This is a genomic window from Geodermatophilus ruber (assembly GCF_900114385.1).
GTDB lineage: Bacteria > Actinomycetota > Actinomycetes > Mycobacteriales > Geodermatophilaceae > Geodermatophilus > Geodermatophilus ruber.
In genome coordinates, this window is record NZ_FOSW01000003.1 from 501,048 (window position 1) to 523,421 (window position 22,374).

Consider the following 22,374-nt stretch of genomic DNA (forward strand, 5'->3'; position numbering starts at 1 on the left):
GGATCAGCCGAAGGTGAAGACCAACGCCTCCGCACCGGGGGCGGCGAACTCGATCTCGAACTGCCGGTCGGCGACGGACGGCGGTTGCCGGATCAGCTGGTGCAGCCGCGGCTCGGAGAGCACCCCGCCGCCCCGCTCGTCCACGTCGGCCCCGTGGGCGCCGCCCGGCGGCCGTCCGTCGAGGAGCACCCGGAAGGGTACGGGCGCTCCGCGGGCCCCCGGGCCCATGACGAGGTGGAGGTCCCGGGCGTGGAAGCGGCAGGAGATCACCCCGCCGGCCTCGTCGAGCACGGCGGCCTCGCTCCCCACGGTCCAGGTCCCGGCCAGGGCCCAGTGGTCGGGCCGCAGCCGCGCCGGGAGGGAGTAGGACCGGCTCTCGTCCGGCACCGGTCCCTCGGGGGAGGCGAAGCCGCCGGTCCGCTCGTAGCCGAGGTAGGTCTCCCCCGATTCCAGGGAACCCCAGTCGGCGGCGGCCTCCACGCCGTCGCCGGCGACCGGGCCGAGCGGCGGGCCGACCGGGTCGGCGCCGGACTCGGCCAGCAGCTGCCGGATCACCTGCTCGGAGCGCTCGAAGTCCCCCTCGCCGAACCAGTGGTGCCGGACGCGGCCCGTGGCGTCGACGAAGTACAGCGCCGGCCAGTACCGGTTGGCGAAGGCACGCCAGATCGCGTAGTCGCTGTCGAGCGCGACCGGGTAGGTGATCCCGCTGCGCTCGACCGCCCGGCGGACGTTGCCGGCGTCCTGCTCGAAGGAGAACTCGGGCGTGTGCACGCCGAGGACGACCAGTCCCTGGTCCCGGTACCGCCCGGCCCACGCCCGGACGTGCGGGAGTGTCCGCAGCCAGTTGATGCAGGTGTAGGTCCAGAAGTCGACGAGCACGACCCGCCCGCGCAGCCCCTCCGGGGTCAACGGCTCGGTGTTGAGCCATCCGGTCGCGCCGTCGAGCGCCGGCATCCGGCCCTCCGCGCGCAGGGTCTGTCCGGGGCCGGCCATCTGCCTCACCTCGCTGGTGTGGTCGGAGCGGGGACGCCGCTCTCGACGGCGCCCAGGACTTCGCCGTCGTCGGGGGGCGGCGCGACGGCGGTGCGGCCCCGCTGCTGCAGCAGTGCGATGACCTCGTTCCAGCTGGAGGCGTCGGCGAAGGCGCCGTGCAGCAGCACGACGGTGGGGTCGGGGCGCGCGGGCTGCTGGACATCCGGGTTCATGGACGTGTGCTCCTCCCGTGACCGGTTCCGGGGCCCCACGCTCATCGCTCCGGCACCGTCGGACCTCATCCGCGAGGGATGAGAGGGCGGGCCACCTCAGGGAGGGGCGGACATGTCGGCTTGCCCGCACGTCGACAAGCCGACATGTGCCTGCCGGGCACGCGTGCGCGCCATCGGGCGGCTGCTCGACGGCCTCATCACCCTGCACCGTGCCGCCGGCAACGGGGAGCCGTAGGCGGCGGGCCGGTCAGCGCGCGCCGGCCAGGCGCAGCACGTAGGCCCGCTCCTCCGGCCCGAACCACGGCGGCGCCCCCGCGGCGGCGTTCTCCGCCAGCCGGTCGGGACGGGCGGTGGCGGTCAGCGAGACGTGCACGCGCGGGTCGCTCAGCCCCCACTTGAGCAGGGCCTGCCCCCAGGTGGTGATCCCGAAGGGCTGCAGCGGAGCGAGCGCGGCCGGGCTGGGTTGCCGGCGCACGAGCCGTCCCTCGCCGAGCGGGCGCATGAGCAGGACGCCGAGGCCCAGCGCGTCGGCCAGCGGCAGGACCGTGCCCTCGACCTCCCGCTGCAGCGGGTTGTAGGGCACCTGGACGGTGTCGATGCGGCCGGTGGACATCAGCGCGGCCAGCTCGGGGAAGGCCGCCGCGGAGTAGTGGGTGGCGCCGATCAGTCCCACCCGCCCCTGGTCCCGGGCGGCCTCCAGCATCGGGAGGTGCGCGGGCCAGGCCACCAGGTTGTGGATCTGCATGAGGTCGACCCGGCCGCCGTACCAGTTCACGGCGCGGGCCAGCTGTGCCACGCCCTCGTCCGGGGACGGGGTCCAGACCTTGTCGGCGACGACGGCCTGGTCGCGCCGTCCGTCGAGCGCGGCGGCGAGCAGCCGCTCGGCGTCGCCGTACATGGGTGAGGTGTCGACGAGCCGGACGCCGACGGCGAGCGCGGTGTCGATCAGCTCGCGGTGCCGGCCGGCCGCGGCGGCGGCCTCGAGGCGCCGCCAGGTGCCCAGCCCGACCACCGGCACGCCGATCCGGCCCCGTCCCAGGCTCCGGTTCTCCATGTCGGCTCCCCTCGCGCGGTTCGGCCTGCCGCTGCCCGTGTACCCCTCCGGCGCCGGTGTCCCCTGCCGCGGCGCGGAATTCCCGGTGCGGTCGGGACGACGCGGTGGGTCAGGTCCCGCAGAACGTCCGGTACGGGCCGGAGCCGGCCGGGGCGGGCGCCGCGTAGCGCTCGAGGCCGGGGCGCTCCTCGTAAGGGCGGGTCACGACCGCCAGCAGCCGCCCGAGCGGGTCCAGGTCGCCGGCGGCCGCCGCGGCCAGGGCCTCCTCGACGAGGTGGTTCCGCGGGATGTAGACGGGGTTGGTCGCGTCCATGGCGTCGGCGTCGGGCCCGAGTCGCCGCCACCGCTCGGCCCAGGCGTCGAACGCCGCGAGGTCGAGGACGAGCCGGCGCGCGGGCTCGGCGTCGCCGCGGGCCGCGGCACCGAGGTGGCGGAAGAACGAGGTGTGATCCGCCCGGCCCTCCTGGAGCAGGGCGAGCAGGTCGTCGGCCACGGGTGCGGTCACCGCGTCGTCCAGCCCCTCGGGCAGGCCCAGCTTGGCACGCATGCCGGCCAGCCAGGCGGCGCGGTACCGCCCGCGGAAGGCGCCGAGGGACTGGACCGCGAGGGCCACCGCGCGCTCCTCGTCGGCGTCGAGGAGGGGCAGCAGGGCCTCGGCGAGCCGGGCCAGGTTCCACTCCGCCACGAGTGGCTGGTTGCCGTAGGCGTAGCGCCCGAACTCGTCGACCGAGCTGTAGACCGTCGCCGGGTCGAACGCGTCCAGAAACGCACAGGGCCCGTAGTCGATCGTCTCGCCGGAGAGGGTCATGTTGTCGGTGTTCATGACCCCGTGGACGAAGCCGACCAGCATCCACCGGGCCACGAGGGACGCCTGCGCCGCGACCACCGCGTCGAACAGCGCCAGGTACGGGTTCTCCGCCTCCGCGGCGGCCGGGTGGTGCCGGCCGATCGCTGCGTCGGCCAGGCGGCGCAGGAGGGCGACGTCCCCGGTGGCGCGGGCGTACTGGACGCTGCCCACGCGCAGGTGGCTGCCGGCCACCCGGGCCAGCACCGCGCCCGGCAGCAGGGTTTCCCGGCGCACGGGGCGCCCGGTCGCCACGACGGCGAGGGAGCGGGTCGTCGGGATGCCGAGCGCGTGCATCGCCTCGCTGATCACGTACTCGCGCAGCATCGGCCCGACCGCGGCCAGCCCGTCCCCGCCCCGCGAGAACGGGGTGCGCCCCGAGCCCTTGAGGTGGAGGTCGCGCAGCCGGCCCTCGACGTCGAGGACCTCACCGAGCAGGAGGGCTCGGCCGTCCCCGAGCCGCGGGGAGTACCCGCCGAACTGGTGCCCGGCGTAGGCCTGCGCGACCGGCGTGGCCTCGGCCGGCAGGGCGTTGCCGACGAGCAGTCGGACGCCGTCGGCGCTCCGCAGCCAGGCGGGGTCGAGGCCGAGCTCCGCCGCCAGCCCCTCGTTGAGCACGAGCAGCCCCGGCTCCGGCGCCTCGTCGGCCTGCCACGGCAGCGCCATCTCCGGCAACTCGCGCGCGAAGCGGTTCCCGAGGGTCAGGGGCGCGGCGGGTGCGACGGTCACCTCGCCCAGCGTACGGACGGGGCCGGGCCGGGGCCTCCCCCGCGACCGCATCCCGGTCCGGCCCCGCGGGCCGGATCCGCTGCGGGGATGCGCGGCAGGATGGGAGCCGTCATGCCGAGCACCGCCCCCACCTTGGTCCTCGAGGAGGACGAGGCGCTGGAGCTGCTGGCCCATCTGGACCGGCCCGCTGGAGCAGGTCGCCGAGCTCGCCGTGCCCCGCACCGGGCGGGAGGCGTACGTCGCCGGGCTCGACGAGCTGTGCCGGGCGCTCGCCGCCCACCTGACCGCCCGATGGGCGCCGGACCCGGTGGTCCGCGCGTGACCGGCGCGGAGGAGGGGCCGGGTGCCGCCGTGCTCGCGGCCATCCGCGGGCGCCGGGTCACGCGCGCGATGACGTCCGAGCCGGCCGTCGGGGCCTAGCCCCAGCTGCCCGACAGCTCGGCCGCCTCGTTGGGATCCACGGCCAGCAGCGCCGCCCGGGCCTGCCGCCGCTGCACCCGCCGGCTGGTGCTGCTCGCGTCCTGCTCGGCCAGCCAGCGGGCCGCGCGGGCACGGGCCGACCGGGTGGCGCAGCAGCAGGCGACCACGCCCAGCGCCACCAGCCACAGACCGAGCATGACCAGCCCGCCCCCTGCCGGGCCGATCGCGACGCCGGCCGCCATCGGGACGAGCCCGGCCACCGCGGCCATCCGCACCCGCCACGTCTCCCGCCAGCACAGGGCGAGGAAGACGAGGCAGGTGACGAGGAACAGGGCCTGGGTGATCAACACGGCCGGTGACGCTGCGGCACCGAGCGTGACTTGACAAGGGGGATCGGCGCGCGGGTTCAGACCGCGGCGGTGCCGATCAGCCCCTTGCGCGTGACGAGACCGGCGAGCTGCTCCTCCGACAGGCCCTCGGTGCCCTCGGGACGGCGCGGCACCACCATGTACCGCGACTCCGCGCTGGCGTCCCAGACCGAGATCCGCGTCCGCTCGGGCAGCTCGAGCCCGAACTCCCGCAGCACGCCGCGCGGGTCCCGCACCACCCGCGAGCGGTAGGCCTCGCTCTTGTACCAGCCGGGCGAGGGGCCCAGCAGCGCGATCGGGTAGCAGGAGCACAGCGTGCAGACGACGACGTTGTGCTCCTCGGCGGTGTTGGCCACCACCTTCAGCCGCTGCTCCTGCAGCCCGCCGGCCATCGAGAACCCGAGCTCGCGGATCGCGCCGTTCGCGTCGGCGAGCAGCCGCTCGGCGAATCCGGGGTCGACCCAGGCGCGGGCGGCGATCCGGGCGCCGTTGGCGGGTGAGCCACCGGCGAGGAACTCGTCGATCCGGCCGTCGATCTCGCCGTCCTCGAGCAGACCCCGGCTCTCCAGCAGCGCCTCGACGTGGCGCACCCGCGCCGAGATGACCGAACTCGGGTGGTCGCTCATGGGTGCTCCTCGATCGGGATCAGGTAGTCCGCCCACAGCTCCACGGTGACCGTGTGGGCGCCGGAGCCGAACAGGTCCGCGGCCGCGAACCGCACGTGCCACACCGGCTGCGGCGCCCCTGCCCGGCCACGGGCGCGGTCGTCGGCCAGGGGGTGCCGGCCGGCCTCCTCCACCAGGACGCCGACGGCGCCGCGGACGTACCGGGGCAGCCGGGTGTGGCCGTCGGGGTCGGTCGTGCGGGTGCGCACCCGCATGCCGGGCGCGAGGTCAGCCATGCGGCCGGTCCCGCTCGTCGGGCAGGTCCAATTCCTCCGGCACCGCCACGCCCTTCTCCACCAGCAGGGTCGTGATCGCGGCGAACCAGCGCTCGTAGTACGAGGCGGCCAGGTACTCCTCCGCCGGCATCCGCTCGATCGCGTCCCGGAACTCGTCGAGGTTGTAGACGCCCCGCCGGATCAGCGCGCCGTTGAGGGCGAAGACATGCGCCTCCCAGTCGGCGTGGAACGGCGGCTCGTCGGGCTCCTCGACGATCGCCGGGAACCCGGCCATCCCACCGACGTCGTTGATCCGGCTCACCGCTGCTTCCTACCGTGCCGCGCCCGCGCGGTACAGGTGCGTCCTTCCGGCCGCCGGGCGGCAGGCGTCGTGGCGGATCGCGACGGCGAGGCCATCTACCGCAGCCGCTGCCCTGAGTACGCCGCAGCAACTCCTGCCGCGGCCGAGCTGCCAGGATCGACGTCATGGGAGTGGAAGTCGGCATCGTTGCCCGCTACTTTCCGGAGAAACAGCTCGGGCTGATCCAGACCAACAGCGAAGACGTGATCTTCTTTCGCCTGCGAGACGCCTGCCATCTGGTTCTCGACGAACAAGAGAACCGCATCGTCTTCACCGGCCACAGGGAGTTGGTACCCCGCCAGGGAGAACTCATCGTCTTCGAGCGAGCCGCGTACCACGGCGACATATCCGGGATCAGGCACCGAGCCAGCCACTGGGGAAGCTACTCCACCTGGATCGTCTTCCACTTCGTGCAATTGGTGAATCTGAGGCGCCTTCTCCGCGATCCCTGAACCGGAACGCGGAAAAGGGTCACCCGGCCGGAGGGCCCTGCAACCGCTCCAACAATTCGTCTTCCAGCTCTTCAGCCTCCTCTTCGGAGAGCGTCCCGTCACGCCGGGCTTCGTCCACCTCTTCCAGCTGGGCACGGATCCGCACCGGATCGTAGTATTGCGCTTCCGCCTCTTCTCGGATGTGCTCGGCGACCCAGATGACTCCCTTCAGAGGAAGCAGGGGGAGACCGACAACACCCGTCAGAAGACCCACGGCTACCTCGCCGACACGAAGTCGTACGGGGCGAGCGGTCCGTGCAGCTTCAGGCGGAGCATCGGGAACCGTCCGGCGACCTCGTCCACCGCGTCCTCGAATTCACGTTGCCGAGCACGTTCCACCAGGAACGCCGCATTGACCACGTCGCCGTCCTGTTCGGGCTCGTAGACCTTCCGCACGGCGACATGGGGCCCGAGCGCATCGACGATGTCCTGCGCGTCCTGCTGCCGCCTCGCCTTCAGCGCCTGGGCGATGAGCTCACCCAGCTGGATGCGATCAAAATGAGCGGCCTCCTCGGAGAGTCCCCTGATCCTTTCGTGGAGAGCCCGCATGCCCTCGTCGTTCTGGATGATGCCCGGGAGCACCGCCTCGAGGTCGTAGTGACCTTTCAGCGTGTACTGCGTACGCCCGTCGAGCTCTTCGAGAACACCGGCGAAGTACTCGTGCTGCGGTGCGAGCAGTTCCGTCATCACCCCTTCTTCCGTGATGACGGCCCCGAACCGCATCGGGAGGATGGTGGACTCGGCCGCTACGGCTTCGACCACTGCCTCATGCGCCATCAGGTGGCGCCGCCGGCCCAACCTGCGGTCGTCCGGAACATCGCCGACGATCGCGGCCACGTTCTCGCAGGTCATCTTCCACACCTGCCCGGAAGGGCCCAGGCCCGTCAGCCCGTCCGGTAACACGGTGTCGGCAGAGACCAGACCGTAGACGTACCTCGCAGTATCCGCGGGAGAGGACATCGCTTCACGCTCCTTCTACGATCACTGCTCGGTCTGCCGGCGCTGCGCTGCTTCCGGCTCCTGCTCTCGTCGGCCGCCCACCATGTCCTCGATCTGCTCGACAGCTCCCTCGAGCGCGCCCTTGGTCTTCCCCTTGGCAATGCCCTGGGCCGGCGCCTGAGTGACGTCCTGGACAACGTCGGTCAGGCCCTTCGGCTTCACGCCGTCGGCGTACAGGTCAAGGCGATTGGCCGCCTCGGCGAACTTCAGGTAGGTGTCCACACTGGCGATGACCACACGGACGTCGACGGTGAGAATCTCGATTCCGACCAGAGAGACCCGCGCAAAGACGTCGATCACGATCCCCTTGTCGAGAATCAGCGCGACGACATCGGCGAGGCCGCTCGACCCGCCTCCGCGCGAATGCTCGACATTGCCGCCAGCGCCACCTTGCGTCATGACAGACATTTACGAACTCCCCATCCTCTCTCGTCGGGCGGGTTCCATGTCCTCGCGACGGCCGCGGTCCTCGTCCTCACCGGATTCTGCAGTTGCGGCCGGGCCGCCGGATCCTTCGCCAAGCCGGCCGAGCAATCGCGCCATGGCTGCAATCGCCTGCAGCAGAAGCCGCTCGATCTGGCCGATGATGCCGACCATGTGCTCGAGGACCACCACGCGTCCGCTGCGGAACAGCGAGGTCACAGCTTCGATCACACCCTGGAAGGCACCGAGCAGCGCACCCTTGACGACGTCCTTCACGACGGACTTCACGATGGACAGGGGCGACTGGTCGGGTTTCTGGGCGAATTCACCCAGTATCTCGGCCACCACATCCTCGATATCCCTGAGGATGGTGGACTCGCTCGTGCGCGCGCCGGTCGAAGTGGTCATGAACCGCCCCTTCTTCGTGCTCGAGCGAACGACTGCGACATCCCGTCCGCGACTCCTCGGCGACCGCATCGTCCCGGCCGCCGCCGGGTCGGGACAGGACCGCCGGGCCGGCGCCTCGTGCGCGGCCACGTGCTCCCGCAGCGCGCGCCTCCGCGGGCAGCCACCGGTGCCAGGCCGGTGAGCTCGGCACACTCCCCCAGGACACGCTGGACGGTGCCCTCCGGCCCCTCACGGGCGCAGAGCCTGCTGTCCTCTGACATCCGGCACCCACCCCGCTCGACGGCCGCGTCCGATTTACTCAGGAGCGGCTCGGCGATACCCGCTCGGCATCCCTGGTTCGGGCCGACCGGGTGCACTTCCGGCGTGTCGCACACGGCGCTCAACCGCCCGGGCACCGACGGCGATGAGCCCGGTCCCACGCGCCGATCGAGGAGGGGCGGACGACGCACCGATCGGAACGGCGGCGGGAGCCCGAGCCGTCGACCGGCTGCCACGCGCGCGATCACCCGTCCGAGCTCGGTCGCGCAACGGGGCGCGACGGCCGCTCGGGTCACGCCACGACACGCGCAGGATCGTGCGCATCTGATTCGGGCGCGGCGACGATCCACGTCGTGCGCCCGTGAAGCGGCGGGGTCTTGGTGCCGTCGGTGAACCACACGACGACACCCCCGTGCGCCCTGCAGTGCGAACGCACGACCCGAACCTGACCCCCTCGCCGGGTCTTGGTCGGTCGAACGAGGGGCAGGCCGAAGTCGGTGCCGACGACGTCGGTGGTCAGGACCGGCTCGCCGGCGGGCAGGCGGGACGTCGAGACGGTGACCGTGGGTTCTGGCGCCGGCGCAGCAGGCCGGGCCGGGCTCGCCGCGCCACGGTGCACAGCGGCCTTCCGGCTCATCCCGCACACGCAGCGCCAGGCGACCTCACCCGCGGCCCGGCTGAACGGGTGGGCGGACGTGGGCACGGTGGTCATCGGGAGCCTCCTGGGGGTCGGGGCGGCCGGAGGACCGGCCCCGGACGATCGCTTGCGGGCACGGGTGGACCTCATCCACTCGAACTTGTGTTCGATTATGCGACGCGATGCGCCTGGGCGCCCCACCCGCGGTGTTCGGATTCGGACCGCGGTGGCCCCGGCCCCGCGGCGCGGCGCCCGCGTAGCCGTTCGACTCCTCGCCACGGCGCGAGGGACCCGTCGTCGCGCCGAGTGCAGCAGCCGGCGTCCGGGTAGGACGGGAGGAAACGGCAGGCCGCTCAGAGACCGAGGCAGTGAGACGAGGACGAGATGACCGCGACCACGGGCAACCAGGACGTCGTCGACATCCTGACCGCAGACCACCAGGAAGTCCTCGGTCTCGTGCGGCAGATCCCCACCGCCGATCCTGCGCAGCGGCGCGACATGGCCGACACGGTCATCGCCGAGCTGATGCGGCACGCGGTGGCCGAGGAGATGTACGTCTACCCGGCCATGCGGGACCACCTGCCCGACGGCGAGAGCAGGGTGCGGCACGACGTCGAGGAGCACCAGCAGCTCGAGGAGATCATGAAGGAGCTCGAGCGCCTCGACGCCGCGGACCCGAGCTTCACCGAGACGCTGGGTCGCCTGGAACAGGTGCTGCGCGACCACATCTCGGACGAGGAGCGCGACCAGTTCCCCGAGCTTCGCGCGCGCCTCTCCCGCGACCAACTGGTGGAGCTGGGCCAGAAGGTCGAGGCCGCGAAGAAGGTGGCCCCGACCCGCCCCCACCCTGCCGCCCCTCACAGCGAGCTGTTCCACAAACTGGTCGGTCCGGGCGTCGGCATGGTGGACCGGCTGCGGGACAAGCTGACGGGCAGGCCGAACCGGGCCTGACCGCTCTCCCGGAGCAGCCCCGGACAACGAGGCCATCGACCACCACCGCTCGACGGCGTGACGCAATCCTTCCGCGGTGTGGCGGTTCACCGCTCCCCCGAGGGGAACGTTCCGTCCATGAGGGGAGGCCCGTCGTCGGCGCCGGACGCACCGACGGCCTGGAACCGGCGCTTCGACCCCTCCGCGGCGGAGCGCGTGGCGGAGTCGCGGGGCGAGAACCTCGACCAGGTTCTGGACCGCAACCTCGCCGAGCTGCTGCAGGAGCTGCGGGTCGCCTTCACCGGCGTGCAGATCCTGTTCGGCTTCCTGCTCAGCCTCGCCTTCACCCAGCGCTTCGGAACCCTCGACGGCTTCGACCTCGCCGTCTACGCCGTGGCCCTGCTGTCCACCGCGCTGGCGACGATCCTGCTCATCGCCCCGGTGTCGTGCCACCGGATCGTCTTCCGCAGGCGGCAGAAGGCCGCGCTGGTCGTCGTCGCGGACCGGATGCTGATCGTCGGCCTCGCGGTGCTCGTTCCCGCGATCAGCTGCGCCGTCCTCCTGATCGTCGGCGTCGTGCTCGGCCGGTGGACCGGGATCGTCTGCGGGTCCCTCACCGCCCTGGTCGGTTTGCTCACGTGGTACGCGTTGCCCCTGGCCATCCGCCGCTCCGGCCACGGCGTCGTCGACCGCCGCAACGAGCCGGGCATCACGCGCCGATGAACCGGGTCGCCCGGATCGGCGTGCGCAACGCCCCGCAGGGTCGTCGAGGTGCACGTGCCCGTCGGCGGCGTGCGCTCGATCGTCGTCCTCACACAGCCCGACTCGGCTTCGCCGCCCCGGTGAGTCCTTCCCCGGCCGTGGTCGGAACAGCCTCCGCTCGGCAGGCCTTCCGATACCGACCGGCCGGCGCAGTCGTTCGCCGATGCCGCCCGAAGTCCTCGATCGGTCCGGGTCGTCGTGCCCCGGATGTGCGCCCACCATCCCGGTGAGGAACGCTCGAGGCCGGCTTGCGGGCGTTCGCCCGTCCCGTTCCGGCCCACAGCCCGCGGGGTAGGTGCAGCACCGCGTCCGTGAGCAGGGCCGGCACCCGGCCCGGACGAGGATGTGAGGAGCGGCTCGGATGACCGGCGAGGCAGGGCAACACGACCGGGCAGGGTCCGGCTCCCCCACCGCGGAGCCGGCGCCCGGTGTCGCCCCGGACGACGAGAGCGGTGGCACGTTCGCCGACCTCGGGCTGCGCCCCGAGCTGCTGACGGCGCTGACCGGCCTCGGCTACGAGGAGCCCACCCCGATCCAGCGCGCGGCGATCCCGCTGCTGATCGAGGGCCGGGACCTGCAGGGGCAGGCGGCCACCGGGACCGGCAAGACCGCGGCCTACGCGCTGCCGCTGCTGCAGCGGCTGCAGGCGGGTCGCCGGGACCCCGAGCCGGTCGGGCTGATCCTGGTCCCCACCCGCGAGCTGGCGATCCAGGTGTCCGAAGCGGTGTACCGCTACGGCCGGGCGCTCGGCACCCGCGTCGTCCCCGTCTACGGCGGGCAGCCGATCGGCCGGCAGCTGCGCGCTCTCGACGGCGGCGTCGACGTCGTCGTCGCCACGCCGGGGCGGGCGCTGGACCACGTCCGGCGCTCGACCCTGCGCCTGGGGTCGGTCGCGACCGTGGTCCTGGACGAAGCCGACGAGATGCTGGACATGGGCTTCGCCGAGGACCTCGAGGCGATCCTGGACGAGACGCCGGAGGACCGGCAGACCGTGTTGTTCTCGGCCACGATGCCGCACCGCCTGGACTCCCTCGCCCGCCGGCACCTGCGGGACCCGGTACGGATCCAGGTCGCCCGGGAGCAGCGCGCCTCGGGCGAGGCGCCCCGGGTACGGCAGACGGCCTACGTCGTGCCCCGAGCCAGCAAGCCGGCCGCCCTGGGGCGGGTCCTCGACGTGGAGGCGCCGACGGCGGCCATCGTGTTCTGCCGGACCCGCGGCGAGGTCGACGAGCTCACCGAGACCCTCAACGGCCGCGGCTATCGGGCCGAACCGCTGCACGGCGGCATGAGCCAGGAGCAGCGCGACCGCGTGATGGGACGGTTGCGGGCGGGGACGGCAGACCTCCTCGTGGCCACCGACGTCGCCGCCCGCGGGCTGGACATCGATCAGCTCACCCATGTCGTGAACTACGACGTCCCCTCGGCGCCGGAGACCTACGTCCACCGCATCGGCCGGGTGGGCAGGGCCGGCCGGGAAGGCGTCGCGATCACGCTCGTCGAGCCCCGCGGGCACCGCATGCTCAAGACGATCGAGCAGGTGGCCGGCTCGTCGATCGCGGTGGAGAAGCTGCCCACGGTCGCCGACCTGCGCGCCCGCCGGCTGGAGCTCACCCGCGCGGCGCTGCGCGAGAGCCTGCTGGAGGACGATCTGGAGCACTTCCGGGTGGTCGTCGAGACGCTCACCGACGAGTTCGACGTCATGGAGGTCGCCCTGGCCGCGGTCAAGCTGGCCCACGAGGCCGGCGGCGGCTCCGACGACGACGACGAGGACATCCCCGAGGTGGCGCTGCGGCCGGAGCGGCGGGATCCTCGGCGGCCCGGTGGCGGACGCGACGAGCGGCGTGGGCGGGGCGACGACCGGGGCAGAGGCGCCGTCGGCGCCGGGGTCACCCGGCTGTTCGTCGGGCTCGGTCGCGACGCCGGTGTCCGGCCCGCCGACCTGGTGGGCGCCATCACCGGGGAAGCCGGGCTGCGCGGACGCGACATCGGGGCCATCGAGATCGCCCAGCGGTTCTCCGTCGTGGAGGTCCCCGAGGCCGCGGCCGAACCGGTCATCGCAGCCCTGCGTCAGGCCACGATCAAGGGGCGCCGGCCCGTCGTCCGGCGGGACCGCGCGGACGGGTGAGCGGCGGACCGGGCCGGTTTCCGGGCAGTCACGGGGGTCGCCGTCGGTGCGACGCGACCGGAGCCCGGCTGCTGGACCTCGGGGAGAGGAGCGCGACGTGAAGCTGGTGGAGCTGACGCGGCAGGCCGGCGACGGGCACGCGGACGTGGTGGCGGCGGTCGGGCCGCTGGAGGACGCCGAGGCCGACACCTACGCCACGGCGCTGCTTCACCTGATCGAGCAGCACGCCGACCCCGACTTCTCCGTCGGGACCACGCCCGTCGAGAGCACGAGCGGTGCGACGGCCGAGCCGCCCGCCGGCCCCGCCGAGCTGCTGCGCGCGGTGCTGTCCGGCGACGAAGGACGCCGCGAGGGCGAGCACGACCTTCCGCAACCGGACCCCCGCCCCTGACGACGGACGCCCGCAGCGCGGGACGACACCCCGGGGCCGGCAGGTGTGGCCGACCCGCGGCGCGCGGGAGGCCACGACCGGCTCGGGTGTGTACGCGGCGCCGCTGCGCCAGCTGGCCCACGAGGCCTACGCCAAGCTGTCGGCCGAGCCCCCACCCGGCACGGTGGGCCTCCGGCGTCCGAGGCGAAGGCCGGACCGCCGACCCGGCCACCGATGCGCCCCGAGACCACCAAGCCGGTCGACCCGGCGCCGCCCGACCCGCGCCGTCAGTGAGCCCCGCGCCGGCTGCCCACTCACTGGCTGACGCTGCCCCATGACGCCGGCACAGCAGGTCCTATCCGCTGAAGGCCTCGATCATGTCCATGACGGCGGGGCCGAGCAGCACGATGAACAACGTCGGCAGGATGAACAGGATCAGCGGGAAGATGACCTTCACCGGGATCTGCATCGCCTTCTCCTCGGCCCGCTGCCGGCGCTTGAGCCGCATCTCCTGGGCCTGCGTGCGCAGCACGTCGGCGATCGAGACGCCGTACTGGTCGGCCTGGACGACGGCGCGGATGAAGCGCCGCAGGTCCTGCACCCCCGCGCGGTCGGCGAGGGCGAGATAGGCGTCCCGCCGGGGCTGACCGACCGCGATGTCCTGCAGGGTGCGCACGAGCTCCTCGGCCAGCGGGCCCTTGCCGTTGGCGCCGGCGCGGGCCATCGCCGACTCGAAGCCCAGCCCGGCCTCGACGGCGATCGTCATCTGGTCGAGGGTGTCGGGCAGCTCGAGCGTGATCGCCTCCTTCCGCTCGATGCCGCGGCTGTAGAGCAGCAGCTCGGGAACGAAGTAGGCCACGACCGTCGCGACCAGCGCGACGATCACGGTCAGCGGGCTCGCCCCGCCGCTCAGCAGGAGCAGACCCATGCTGCCGCCCAGGAAGGCGAGCACCAGCTTGGCGGCCACCAGTTTGGGCACCGGCCACGCGGCGGGGCGGCCCGCGGCCCCCGCCAGCCGGTCGAGCCGGTCCACGGTGCCCCGGGGCGTCAGCCCGCGGGCCAGCCTCGCGAGCAGGTCGGGCCGGGCGCGCCCGCTCGCGGCGGGACCGGGGCCGATCGGCTCGATGCCGCGGACGAGGTTGTCGCGGGCCTGGAGCGCGTCGGCGTCGGGCCGGGCGAGCAGTGCCCAGCCGAGCAGGGGCACGGACAGGACCACCGCACCGGCGGCGAGCAGCACGGAGACGGGCAGGGAGGCCATCAGAACTTGATCCTCACCGTGCTGCGGAGCCAGAGACCACCCACCAGCAGCATGACCACCGCCGCCGCCAGCATCGCGTAGCCCGTGAGGCTCTCGGTGAACTTCCCGACATAGTCGGGGTTGGACATCGAGATGAAGAAGGTGACGCCGAAGGGAAGGGCCATCAGCACGATGGCCGACAGCTTGCCCTCGGCCGAGAGCGCCTTCACCTGGCGGCGGATCGCGTTGCGCTCGCGGATCGTGTGCCCGACGGCGTCGAGCACCTCGGCCAGGTTGCCACCCACCTCGCGGTGGATGGCGATCGCCTGGGCGACCCAGGTGAAGTCGTCGCTGCCCATCCGCTCGGCGACCCCGTCGAGGGCGTCATTGAGGTCGCGGCCGACGCGGGTCTCGTTGACGATCCGCGAGAACTCCTCCGACATCGGTGCGTCGGCCTCCTGGGACACGGAGTCCACCGCCCGGAGCAGGCTGTGCCCGGCGCGCAGGCTGCCGGCCATGAGCTGCAGGGAGTCGTCGAGCTGGTCGGCGAAGGCGGCCTGACGTCGCGAGGCACGGAAGCCGAGGAACAGCTTGGCCGCGAACGGCACCACCACGATCAGCAGCAGGCAGAGCAGGAGCCCGCCGAGGACCAGCCCCAGCACCCCGGCGACCAGCGTGGCCAGCCCGGCGACCAGGACGAAGTTCGGCAACGTCATCGACATCCCGGCCCGCTCGAGGGCGGCGGCACCCGCGGCCAGCCGGCCGCGCTTGACCAGCACCTTCTCGACGGCGGCGCCGGCCGCGGCACCCGCCCCGGCGAGGGCCGACGTCGAGGGCGCGGCCGTGGGATCGAGCCGGCTCAGGGGCACCCGCGCGGGGCCCGGGGGCACGACCACAACCGCGAGCAGCAGCAGTGCGACGGCCATGGCCGACACACCGACGAGGAGGAGGACGGCGGACACGGTCACCAGCTCCGCGCGCCGACCGGCTGGACCGCCCCGAAGACCCGCGGCGAGAGCTTGATCCCGAGGTCGTCGAACTTCTCGGTGAACCGCGGGCGCACACCGGTGGGCACCGGCTTGCCGAGGAACTTGCCGTGCGCATCGACGCCGGCGGAGTAGTCGAAGAGAAAGGCGTCCTGGAGGGTGACGGTCTCCCCCTCCATGCCCTGCACCTCGGTGACGTGGGTGACCCGACGCGTGCCGTCGCGCAGCCGGGTCAGCTGGACGACGACGTCGACGGCCGAGGCGATCTGCTCGCGGATGGCGCGCAGCGGCAGGTCCATGCCGGCCATGAGCACCAGCGTCTCCAGTCGCGCGATCGCGTCACGCGGTGAGTTGGCGTGCACCGTGGACAGCGACCCGTCGTGGCCGGTGTTCATCGCCTGGAGCATGTCCAGCGACTCCCCACCACGGCACTCACCGACCACGATCCGGTCGGGGCGCATGCGGAGGGAGTTGCGGACCAGGTCGCGGATGGTGATCGCGCCCTTGCCCTCGATGTTGGGCGGTCGCGACTCCAGCCGGACGACGTGCTCCTGCTGGAGCTGCAGCTCGACGGCGTCCTCGATGGTGACGATCCGCTCGCCCTCGGGGATGAACGAGGACAGCACGTTGAGCAGCGTCGTCTTACCGGTGCCGGTACCGCCGGAGACGATGACGTTGAGCCGCGCGTCGACGCAGGCGTGCAGCAGCTCGGCCATCTCCGGCGACAGGGTGCCGAAGGAGATCAGGTCGTCGACGGTGAAGGGGTCCTTCCAGAACTTGCGGATGGTCAGCGTCGAGCCGCTGAACGCCAGCGGCGGGATGATCGCGTTGACCCGGGAACCGTCGGCCAGCCGCGCGTCCACCAGCGGCGAGGACTCGTCGATCCGCCGTCCCACGCGGGACACGATCCGGTCGATCACCCGGCGCAGGTGCTCCTCGGAGGTGAACCGCGTCGCGGTGCGCTCCAGCTTGCCGTTGCGCTCGACGTAGATCGACTCCGGGCCGTTGACCATGATCTCGCTGACCGCGGGGTCGTCGAGCAGCCGCTGCAGCGGGCCGTAGCCCAGCACATCGTCGGCCAGCTCCGCCGTCAGCCGCTGCCGCTCCTCGGTGCTGAGCGGGACGTTCTCCTCCTCGACGACCTCGTCGAGCTCACCCAGCACGATGGTGCGGAGCTGGCCCTCGCTCAGGCTCGGGTCGTTCATCCGGCCGCCCATGCGCTCGAAGAGCGCCTTGCCGACCCGGTCCTTCAGCCGCGCCAAGGCGTCGGTCGGCGCGGCGGGCGCCGGCGCGGCCGGGCGGGGCCGGGGCACGGCGGCGGGCGCCGCCGGTGCGGAGGACACGGCCGAGGCGGGGGGGACCGTCTGCCCCTGTGCGGCGGCGAGCCGCTCGGCGAGGTTCACGCCGCCGCCCGGTGCTTGGCCCGCCCGCGCGCGGCCCTGAGCGGCGTCGCCGAGAACCGGGACACCAGCCGGCGCAGCTCCTTCACCATGGGATCCCGGCGCCGGCCGCTCTGCAGCAGCGGCACGCCCTGGTTGGTCGAGGCGGGCACCGTGGCGGTCCGCGGCAGGATGACGTCGACACCGGTGCCGATCGCCAGCTCGACGTCGCGGACGCTCAGGCCGCCCTTGGGGTCGGCGAAGTTCATGACCACGTGCCGGCCGGCCGGGATCATGGCCAGCTCGCGCAGCACGTCGAGCTCCTTGCGCAGCCCGCGGACGCCGGGGACGTCCATGCTGGTCAGCATCACGACGTCCGACGCCCGGTCGAGGGCGGCCAGCGTCTGCTCCGACAGGCCAGGCGCGGTGTCGACGACGACGTAGCGGAACTCCCGCGCCAGGGAAGCCAGCAGTCGGGTCACGTCGTCGCCGGTCACGGTGTCGCCCGCCGCCGGGGACTCCGCACCGCACACGGCGTAGAGACCGCTCGGGTGCTGGGTGAGGAAGGTCTTGAGCACCATGGTGTCCTCGCTGGCCGGGCCGCGGACGGCGTCGGGCAGCGTGTACTCGGGAACCAGGCCCAGCGCCGAGGCGACGTCGCCGAACTGGACGTCGAGGTCGACCAGCACCGTCGACTGGGGCGCGGCCGCGGTCAGCCCGATGGCCAGGTTGGTCGACACGGTGGTCTTGCCGACCCCGCCCTTCGGCGAGGCGACGGTGATCACGCGGCCGGCGTAGCGCTCGGTCTCGCTCGCCGGGCGCAGCACGCGCCGCCGGCCGGCCGCGGCAGCGCCGGCCCGCTCGACGGCGGCGTGGATCTCGGCCACGTCGGCGTCGGGCGCAAGCAGGTCGCGGATGCCGGCGCGCATCGCGGCCTGCCACATCGCCGGCGACGGGTCGGCCATGAGCACGACGGCGATGCCGGGGCTCTGCACGTCCAGCCGCGCGGCCAGCGTGAGCACCTCGGGCGCCGGTGCGTGCGGCCCCACCAGCAGGACGTCGGGCAGCTCGCCGTCGACGAGCTGCTCGAAGAGGCGGGCCGGGTCGCCGGGCAGGCGGCCGGGCGGCAGCACGTGCACGTCGCCGCCGGTCGCCTCCTTGACCCGGAGGATCAGGTCCTCACCTGCCCCGGCCAGAACGACGCGGCTCATGAGAAGGCCTTTCCGTGGATGTTGTCCTGCGTGATGACCTCGGTGCCGCTGAGGTCCGCGTCGGCGGCCTCCAGGGTGAGCCAGAGGGTGCCGTGCTCGATGCCGAACACGACCGCCTCCGCCTGCGCGGCGGTGACCGCGAGCGTGATCATCAGGCTGGCCGAGGGGGCGGCGGAGCCGGCCGACGCGGTCTCGGTCCCGCCGTCCGCGCTGGCCGGGGCGGGCGCGCCCTGGACCTGCGTCACGAGCACGCGGTGCAGGACGGAGTGTGTCGCCGGGGTCGACATGGAGACGACGACGCCGACGGTGTCGCCGGCAGCGAGCCGGCCGCCGATCGCCCGCTGTGGCTCCAGCAGGATGCTGACCTCCTGGAGGCCGGCAGGCACCGCGACGGTCCCCGGTGCCTGCAGGTCGTCGAGGCGCTCGAACCGGCTCTCCAACAGCTGCTCCCCCGGCTGGAGGTCGACGGTGGAGACGCGGTCGCCCAACGCGGACAGGTCGGTGACCCGTCCCGCCAGGGCGGCCTTCGCCGGCAGCGACTGGATGCTGACCAGGTCGGCGAGCGCGGTCGCGGGCGTGCCCTGGGGGATCAGCTCGTCGGCCACCAGGACCTCGACGGTCCGGGTGCCGGCGAGGGCACGCGCGTCCGCGCCGCGCACGTAGGCCAGGAGGGCCAGCGTGCCGGCGACGAGGAGGACGAGCGCCGCGGTCGCGGCGAGAAGTCGTCGTCTCACGATGTCGCCCCTATCGGATCAGTCGGAGGATGGAGGAACCGAGCGTCGGCGCGTCCGGGCTGTAGCTCCAGGCGTCGGACAGTTCGACGAAGCGGGTGAAGTAGCCGGTGATGCACCGGACGCTCGGGTTCGTCCCGGGCCCGCACACGACCTTGGCGCTCCGGTTGGTGCCGTTGAAGGCGTAGCCGGTGAGCCGGAAGGCCGCGTAGCCGTACACGCGGTACCAGGCGTTGTTGCCCGTCCCGCCGACCTGGTCGAACAGCGGCAGCAGGATGGTGCGCTGGAGCCAGCCGTCGAAGTCGGCCTTGGTGCAGCCGCCGGGCAGCGATACACCCGTCGACGACTGCAGCTCCTGGTCGAGCGAGTGGGTGGCGTTGCAGGTGCCTTCGTCCGGATCGACGAACGCGAACCCGCCGGGCACCTGGTTGCCCCCGGCGTTGGGGCAGGGGCTGGGGTCGTCCTCGCTGAACTTGACGACCTGCGGCGTCGTCGACGCGAGGCCGCCGGTCTGCTTGCTGAAGGAGCAGTAGGAGAAGGTCAGCGGGAGGACCGACGTCCCTGCGCTGGGGCTGCCCCAGCCGACGGTCGCCGTCGCCGAGACGCGCGTCGAGTCGTGCCCGATGATCGGCGCGAACCAGTGCTCCTTCGGGGTACCGCCGGTGACGGTGACGCTCAGCGGGTCGCTGCTCAGCACCGGCGTGGCGGCGGTGCCCTCGGTGTCGTTGAGCTCGATGAGTGCCTGGGCGGTCGCCAGCATGTCGCCGCAGTTGCCGCGGGAGCAGTCCTGCGCCACGGCGATCGCTGCCGCGTCGGCGCCCACCTGCAGCCGGGCGCGCTCGGCGTAGAGGGCGCCGATGTCGACGGCGATCGCCGCGAAGCCCAGCATCGGGATCAGCAGCAGCGACAGGACCACGGCGGCCGCGCCGCGCTCGCCCTGCAGGCGCCGGGTGGCGCGGGAGGTCAGCCATTGCATCGCATGACCCCCGTTCCGGTCAGTTCCAGGCCCGTACCGAAGAAGCCGGTGAGGTAGGGCATCGGGTACTCGACGGTGAGGCGGACGGCGGTGCTGCCGGCGCCGGTGACGGGGCAGGTGTCGGCGGTGGTCTCGACGCCCGTGGTGCCGTCGACGATGTCGATGTCGATCTGCTCGTCGGGGATCGGGTCGAGAGAGACCGCCGCGGTGCGGACCGCGTCCCTGGCCACGTCGGGGTCGTTCTGCAGGGCCATCAGCCGCACTCCCTCACGGGCGGCGGCCGCCAGCGTCCCCTGCACCTGGAAGGCGTGGCCGAACTCGATGATGCCGATCACGAGCACGATGAGCAGCGGCACGATGAAGGCGAACTCCACCGCACTCGCTCCGCGCTCGTCGAGCAGTCGCTTCCGCATCCGTTCTCACCGCCTCTCCAGGGTGTGTGCAGCAGCGCGGCGGCACCCCGTCCGGAGTGCCGCCGCGCTGGCCAGCCGCGATGCGGCTGAGGGAGTGTTACGGGGTCGTGGTCGTCCCGCCGCCGCCGGCGTTGCCGACCTCGGTGCTGACGTCGGTGAAGAGGTCGGCGAGGTCGTCACCGAGGGTCATGACGGCGAAGATGATCGCGACGGCGATCAGGCCGACCATGAGGCCGTACTCGACGGCGGTCGCACCCTTCTCGTCACGCTTGAGGCGGTCCTGGGCGAAGGCGACCAGGCTGACCAGGGTGGCGTACGTCTTCTGCACGTGTGCTCCTGAGTGGTGTCTGCCGGCCAGTCCAGGTCGGATGACCCGTCGTCGCGGCTGCTCAGACCGATGTCGGGCAGAACCGCAGGCAGCTTGAGCCCCACTCACCCGAAAGGGGCACTCGCACGCTCAACCCAGGAGCGCGTCGCTCCAGCCGATCGCCAGCGCGGCGCCCAGCAGCATGGCGGGGCCGAACGGCAGGTGCTCCCGCAGTCCGATCCGCCGGACGGCCAGCAGCGCCAGTGCGAGGAACGCCTGGACGACGAACCCGGCGAACGCCCCTACCAGGACGGCGCCCCAGCCGAGCCAGCCGAGGTACAGGCCCAGGAGGGCGGCGAGTTTGACGTCGCCCATGCCCATCCCGCTCGGTGAGATCAGCGCGAGGACGAGGAACACCGCGAACAGCGCGACCGAGCCGAGTCCGGCGCGCAGCAGGGCATCCCACTCCCCCGACCCGGTCGCGGCGAGGGTCAGGAGGAGCACGCCGAGGCCCAGGGCGGGGCCTACCACCCGGTTCGGCAACAGGTGGTGACGCAGGTCGATGACGGCCAGGAGCACGCCGGCGGCCGCGAGGACCAGGAACGCCGGCAGCTCCCACGAGAGGCCGAACCGCACCGTGCCGGCGGCGAACAGCACCGCCGTCCCGACCTCGAGCACCGGCGGACGCAGCGCAGCACGGCGATCATGGAGCTCCGGTGGCGACTCGCCGCCGGCGGACGGCGTGTCGCCAACGCCGCTCCAGGATCGTTCCCGGGTGCGCCAGGGGAAGCGGGCGGCCGCGTGGTTCAGCGCGGCCCCGACCACGAGCCCCAGCACCCCGGTCACGACGACGGCGAGCGCGGTCACCGGGGCGCGGTGGATCGGGCGGCGGGCACGGGGGTCACCCTCGCACGGCAGCGTCCCCGCACCGCGGAAGCGGGCAACAGGTGCCGCTCAGCCGACCGGCAGGCCGGCCGGCCCGGCCGCCAGGCCGCGCACAGGCCGAAGGTGCGCAGCCCCGACCACTTCAGACCGAACAACAGGACGGCGGCCAGCACCGCGAGGGCGACCGCGACCGGGCGCAGCGTCGTCATGTCGGGCAGCTCGAGCGAGAACAGCGACCACTGCACGTCGCGCGTTCCTGTCAGACGGGGCGCTGCGACCGCGCGTCGTGGGTCGCCGTCGCCAGCGGCGTGCGGGTGAACTCCCATCCCGCCCGCTCCAGCAGGGCGATGCACTGGTCGACGACGGCCTCGATGTCGTAGTCCTGCGGCTCCTCCGGCGGCATGGCCAGATCCAGTGCATTCGTCAGCGCCACGTGGAAGTCGCTGCGTGCCATCACCGTGCCTCCCCATCGTTCTGGGCGGCGGACGTCCTCAGCCACGCCAGCTACTGCTTACCGGCGACATCTCGATGATGTCCCTGTTCACGCCGGCCGGCAGCACGGGGCAGCGAGAGCATCGCCTCGGGACGAGGCCTGCCCGACGACCCACCGGCGGTTACTCCGCAGCCCTGCCGGCCCGCCCGGGGGCCAGGTGGGCGAGGGCCTGCCGCAGCTGGACCCGGCCCCGGTGGATGCGGCTGCGCACCGTGCCGAGCTTGATCCCCAGCGTGGCCGCGATCTCCTCGTAGGTCAGCCCCTCGATGTCGCAGAGGACCACCGCCACGCGGAACTCCGGCGAGAGGGCGTCGAGGGCCGCCTGCACCTGCGGGTCCAGGTGGGTGTCGGCGTAGACCTGCTCGGGGCTGGGCGCGGTGCCGGGCAGCCGCTCGGTGTCCTCGGGCAGCGCGTCGAACCGGATCCGCTGCCGGCGCCGGACCATGTCCAGGAACAGGTTGGTCGTGATCCGGTGCAGCCAGCCCTCGAACG

At 73.0% G+C, this 22,374-nt stretch carries 30 protein-coding genes; 5 read left to right on the plus strand and 25 right to left on the minus strand.

The window, feature by feature from the left end; translation table 11 throughout:
- Positions 1-3: 3 nt before the first annotated feature.
- From BMZ50_RS07375 to BMZ50_RS25000, 8 genes are all read right to left on the minus strand, one after another.
- Positions 4-993: a thioredoxin family protein gene (locus BMZ50_RS07375; RefSeq protein ID WP_091322628.1), complete on the minus strand. Its 990-nt coding sequence runs from the start codon at positions 991-993 to the stop codon at positions 4-6.
- A gap of 5 nt (positions 994-998) precedes the next feature.
- Positions 999-1,205 (minus strand): lipase family protein, encoded by a 207-nt coding sequence (locus BMZ50_RS24100; protein WP_091322629.1) that lies wholly within the window; start codon positions 1,203-1,205, stop codon positions 999-1,001.
- 247 nt (positions 1,206-1,452) lie between these two features.
- Positions 1,453-2,259, minus strand: coding sequence for an aldo/keto reductase (locus BMZ50_RS07385; RefSeq protein ID WP_091322630.1), 807 nt, complete (start codon positions 2,257-2,259; stop codon positions 1,453-1,455).
- 109 nt (positions 2,260-2,368) lie between these two features.
- The gene (locus tag BMZ50_RS07390) at positions 2,369-3,832 is read right to left on the minus strand and encodes a protein adenylyltransferase SelO (RefSeq protein ID WP_218146146.1); all 1,464 of its coding nucleotides are present in this window, start codon (positions 3,830-3,832) and stop codon (positions 2,369-2,371) included.
- A 416-nt stretch (positions 3,833-4,248) separates the two neighbouring features.
- A complete protein-coding gene (locus tag BMZ50_RS07395; protein WP_091322632.1) occupies positions 4,249-4,602 on the minus strand; it encodes a hypothetical protein in 354 nt (117 codons plus the stop codon).
- Positions 4,603-4,658: 56 nt separating this feature from the next.
- Positions 4,659-5,246, minus strand: a complete 588-nt coding sequence (locus tag BMZ50_RS07400; RefSeq protein WP_091322633.1) for a nitrile hydratase subunit alpha — start codon at positions 5,244-5,246, stop codon at positions 4,659-4,661.
- Positions 5,243-5,521 carry an SH3-like domain-containing protein gene (locus tag BMZ50_RS24995; RefSeq protein WP_091322634.1) on the minus strand — a complete coding sequence of 93 codons (279 nt, stop codon included), beginning with the start codon at positions 5,519-5,521 and terminating at the stop codon, positions 5,243-5,245. Before BMZ50_RS24995 ends, BMZ50_RS07400 begins: the two co-directional genes overlap by 4 nt.
- Positions 5,514-5,822 (minus strand): SH3-like domain-containing protein, encoded by a 309-nt coding sequence (locus BMZ50_RS25000; protein ID WP_091322635.1) that lies wholly within the window; start codon positions 5,820-5,822, stop codon positions 5,514-5,516. The genes BMZ50_RS24995 and BMZ50_RS25000 overlap by 8 nt, the downstream gene beginning before the upstream one ends.
- Before the next feature lie 164 nt (positions 5,823-5,986).
- Here BMZ50_RS25000 and BMZ50_RS07415 point away from each other — a divergent pair, with 164 nt between their 5' ends.
- Entirely contained in the window at positions 5,987-6,313 is a 327-nt protein-coding gene (locus BMZ50_RS07415; protein ID WP_091322636.1) for a hypothetical protein, read from the plus strand.
- 19 nt (positions 6,314-6,332) lie between these two features.
- Here BMZ50_RS07415 and BMZ50_RS07420 read toward each other — a convergent pair whose 3' ends face one another.
- The 5 genes from BMZ50_RS07420 to BMZ50_RS07440 form a co-directional block, all read right to left on the minus strand.
- Positions 6,333-6,566 (minus strand): gas vesicle protein GvpG, encoded by a 234-nt coding sequence (locus tag BMZ50_RS07420; protein WP_091322637.1) that lies wholly within the window; start codon positions 6,564-6,566, stop codon positions 6,333-6,335.
- 2 nt (positions 6,567-6,568) lie between these two features.
- Positions 6,569-7,312: a GvpL/GvpF family gas vesicle protein gene (locus tag BMZ50_RS07425; RefSeq protein ID WP_091322638.1), complete on the minus strand. Its 744-nt coding sequence runs from the start codon at positions 7,310-7,312 to the stop codon at positions 6,569-6,571.
- 21 nt (positions 7,313-7,333) lie between these two features.
- Positions 7,334-7,759, minus strand: a complete 426-nt coding sequence (gene gvpJ / locus BMZ50_RS07430) for a gas vesicle protein GvpJ (protein WP_091322640.1) — start codon at positions 7,757-7,759, stop codon at positions 7,334-7,336.
- On the minus strand, positions 7,760-8,182 hold the full coding sequence (locus BMZ50_RS07435; protein WP_143087114.1) for a hypothetical protein: 423 nt from the start codon (positions 8,180-8,182) through the stop codon (positions 7,760-7,762).
- A gap of 550 nt (positions 8,183-8,732) precedes the next feature.
- Positions 8,733-9,152, minus strand: coding sequence for a hypothetical protein (locus BMZ50_RS07440; protein ID WP_091322643.1), 420 nt, complete (start codon positions 9,150-9,152; stop codon positions 8,733-8,735).
- 309 nt (positions 9,153-9,461) lie between these two features.
- On the opposite strand from BMZ50_RS07440, the gene BMZ50_RS07445 reads away from it, so the two are divergent.
- The 4 genes from BMZ50_RS07445 to BMZ50_RS07460 all read left to right on the plus strand — a co-directional run bounded on the left by BMZ50_RS07445 (position 9,462) and on the right by BMZ50_RS07460 (position 13,285).
- On the plus strand, positions 9,462-10,028 hold the full coding sequence (locus BMZ50_RS07445; RefSeq protein WP_091322646.1) for a hemerythrin domain-containing protein: 567 nt from the start codon (positions 9,462-9,464) through the stop codon (positions 10,026-10,028).
- Between the two features lie 117 nt (positions 10,029-10,145).
- Entirely contained in the window at positions 10,146-10,730 is a 585-nt protein-coding gene (locus BMZ50_RS07450; protein ID WP_245753441.1) for a DUF6328 family protein, read from the plus strand.
- A gap of 400 nt (positions 10,731-11,130) precedes the next feature.
- Complete coding sequence (locus BMZ50_RS07455) at positions 11,131-12,894, plus strand: DEAD/DEAH box helicase (RefSeq protein WP_091322650.1); 1,764 nt, start codon at positions 11,131-11,133, stop codon at positions 12,892-12,894.
- 97 nt (positions 12,895-12,991) lie between these two features.
- On the plus strand, positions 12,992-13,285 hold the full coding sequence (locus BMZ50_RS07460) for a hypothetical protein (RefSeq protein WP_091322652.1): 294 nt from the start codon (positions 12,992-12,994) through the stop codon (positions 13,283-13,285).
- 334 nt (positions 13,286-13,619) lie between these two features.
- Here BMZ50_RS07460 and BMZ50_RS07470 read toward each other — a convergent pair whose 3' ends face one another.
- The 12 genes from BMZ50_RS07470 to BMZ50_RS07520 form a co-directional block, all read right to left on the minus strand.
- The gene (locus BMZ50_RS07470) at positions 13,620-14,522 is read right to left on the minus strand and encodes a type II secretion system F family protein (RefSeq protein ID WP_091322656.1); all 903 of its coding nucleotides are present in this window, start codon (positions 14,520-14,522) and stop codon (positions 13,620-13,622) included.
- Positions 14,522-15,463, minus strand: coding sequence for a type II secretion system F family protein (locus BMZ50_RS07475; RefSeq protein ID WP_218146147.1), 942 nt, complete (start codon positions 15,461-15,463; stop codon positions 14,522-14,524). Before BMZ50_RS07475 ends, BMZ50_RS07470 begins: the two co-directional genes overlap by 1 nt.
- A gap of 2 nt (positions 15,464-15,465) precedes the next feature.
- The gene (locus tag BMZ50_RS07480; RefSeq protein WP_091322658.1) at positions 15,466-16,890 is read right to left on the minus strand and encodes a TadA family conjugal transfer-associated ATPase; all 1,425 of its coding nucleotides are present in this window, start codon (positions 16,888-16,890) and stop codon (positions 15,466-15,468) included.
- On the minus strand, positions 16,887-18,077 hold the full coding sequence (locus BMZ50_RS07485; RefSeq protein ID WP_091322661.1) for a CpaE/TadZ family protein: 1,191 nt from the start codon (positions 18,075-18,077) through the stop codon (positions 16,887-16,889). Before BMZ50_RS07485 ends, BMZ50_RS07480 begins: the two co-directional genes overlap by 4 nt.
- Positions 18,074-18,811: a Flp pilus assembly protein CpaB gene (cpaB, locus tag BMZ50_RS07490; RefSeq protein WP_091322663.1), complete on the minus strand. Its 738-nt coding sequence runs from the start codon at positions 18,809-18,811 to the stop codon at positions 18,074-18,076. The genes BMZ50_RS07485 and cpaB overlap by 4 nt, the downstream gene beginning before the upstream one ends.
- Before the next feature lie 10 nt (positions 18,812-18,821).
- Positions 18,822-19,784 (minus strand): pilus assembly protein TadG-related protein, encoded by a 963-nt coding sequence (locus BMZ50_RS07495; RefSeq protein ID WP_091322666.1) that lies wholly within the window; start codon positions 19,782-19,784, stop codon positions 18,822-18,824.
- Positions 19,772-20,197 carry a TadE/TadG family type IV pilus assembly protein gene (locus tag BMZ50_RS07500; protein ID WP_091322670.1) on the minus strand — a complete coding sequence of 142 codons (426 nt, stop codon included), beginning with the start codon at positions 20,195-20,197 and terminating at the stop codon, positions 19,772-19,774. Before BMZ50_RS07500 ends, BMZ50_RS07495 begins: the two co-directional genes overlap by 13 nt.
- Before the next feature lie 97 nt (positions 20,198-20,294).
- On the minus strand, positions 20,295-20,525 hold the full coding sequence (locus BMZ50_RS07505) for a Flp family type IVb pilin (protein ID WP_218146148.1): 231 nt from the start codon (positions 20,523-20,525) through the stop codon (positions 20,295-20,297).
- A 129-nt stretch (positions 20,526-20,654) separates the two neighbouring features.
- Positions 20,655-21,371 carry a prepilin peptidase gene (locus tag BMZ50_RS07510; protein WP_091322672.1) on the minus strand — a complete coding sequence of 239 codons (717 nt, stop codon included), beginning with the start codon at positions 21,369-21,371 and terminating at the stop codon, positions 20,655-20,657.
- A complete protein-coding gene (locus tag BMZ50_RS24105; RefSeq protein WP_177212690.1) occupies positions 21,368-21,634 on the minus strand; it encodes a hypothetical protein in 267 nt (88 codons plus the stop codon). Before BMZ50_RS24105 ends, BMZ50_RS07510 begins: the two co-directional genes overlap by 4 nt.
- 14 nt (positions 21,635-21,648) lie before the next feature.
- A complete protein-coding gene (locus BMZ50_RS07515) occupies positions 21,649-21,843 on the minus strand; it encodes a hypothetical protein (protein ID WP_091322673.1) in 195 nt (64 codons plus the stop codon).
- Between the two features lie 160 nt (positions 21,844-22,003).
- A partial coding sequence (locus tag BMZ50_RS07520) for a sigma-70 family RNA polymerase sigma factor (protein WP_143087115.1) occupies positions 22,004-22,374 on the minus strand: 371 nt, incomplete at its 5' end.

Excerpts from the sequence above, each read along its gene's own strand:
- BMZ50_RS07375 (WP_091322628.1), bottom strand. The coding sequence starts at position 993 with ATGGCCGGCCCCGGACAGACCCTGCGCGCGGAGGGCCGGATGCCGGCG.
- BMZ50_RS24100 (WP_091322629.1), bottom strand. The coding sequence starts at position 1,205 with ATGAACCCGGATGTCCAGCAGCCCGCGCGCCCCGACCCCACCGTCGTG.
- BMZ50_RS07385 (WP_091322630.1), bottom strand. The coding sequence starts at position 2,259 with ATGGAGAACCGGAGCCTGGGACGGGGCCGGATCGGCGTGCCGGTGGTC.
- BMZ50_RS07400 (WP_091322633.1), bottom strand. The coding sequence starts at position 5,246 with ATGAGCGACCACCCGAGTTCGGTCATCTCGGCGCGGGTGCGCCACGTC.
- BMZ50_RS24995 (WP_091322634.1), bottom strand. The coding sequence starts at position 5,521 with ATGGCTGACCTCGCGCCCGGCATGCGGGTGCGCACCCGCACGACCGAC.
- BMZ50_RS07415 (WP_091322636.1), top strand. The coding sequence starts at position 5,987 with ATGGGAGTGGAAGTCGGCATCGTTGCCCGCTACTTTCCGGAGAAACAG.
- BMZ50_RS07425 (WP_091322638.1), bottom strand. The coding sequence starts at position 7,312 with ATGTCCTCTCCCGCGGATACTGCGAGGTACGTCTACGGTCTGGTCTCT.
- gvpJ (WP_091322640.1), bottom strand. The coding sequence starts at position 7,759 with ATGTCTGTCATGACGCAAGGTGGCGCTGGCGGCAATGTCGAGCATTCG.
- BMZ50_RS07435 (WP_143087114.1), bottom strand. The coding sequence starts at position 8,182 with ATGACCACTTCGACCGGCGCGCGCACGAGCGAGTCCACCATCCTCAGG.
- BMZ50_RS07440 (WP_091322643.1), bottom strand. The coding sequence starts at position 9,152 with ATGACCACCGTGCCCACGTCCGCCCACCCGTTCAGCCGGGCCGCGGGT.
- BMZ50_RS07445 (WP_091322646.1), top strand. The coding sequence starts at position 9,462 with ATGACCGCGACCACGGGCAACCAGGACGTCGTCGACATCCTGACCGCA.
- BMZ50_RS07450 (WP_245753441.1), top strand. The coding sequence starts at position 10,146 with ATGAGGGGAGGCCCGTCGTCGGCGCCGGACGCACCGACGGCCTGGAAC.
- BMZ50_RS07455 (WP_091322650.1), top strand. The coding sequence starts at position 11,131 with ATGACCGGCGAGGCAGGGCAACACGACCGGGCAGGGTCCGGCTCCCCC.
- BMZ50_RS07470 (WP_091322656.1), bottom strand. The coding sequence starts at position 14,522 with ATGGCCTCCCTGCCCGTCTCCGTGCTGCTCGCCGCCGGTGCGGTGGTC.
- BMZ50_RS07485 (WP_091322661.1), bottom strand. The coding sequence starts at position 18,077 with ATGAGCCGCGTCGTTCTGGCCGGGGCAGGTGAGGACCTGATCCTCCGG.
- BMZ50_RS07495 (WP_091322666.1), bottom strand. The coding sequence starts at position 19,784 with ATGCAATGGCTGACCTCCCGCGCCACCCGGCGCCTGCAGGGCGAGCGC.
- BMZ50_RS07500 (WP_091322670.1), bottom strand. The coding sequence starts at position 20,197 with ATGCGGAAGCGACTGCTCGACGAGCGCGGAGCGAGTGCGGTGGAGTTC.
- BMZ50_RS07515 (WP_091322673.1), bottom strand. The coding sequence starts at position 21,843 with ATGGCACGCAGCGACTTCCACGTGGCGCTGACGAATGCACTGGATCTG.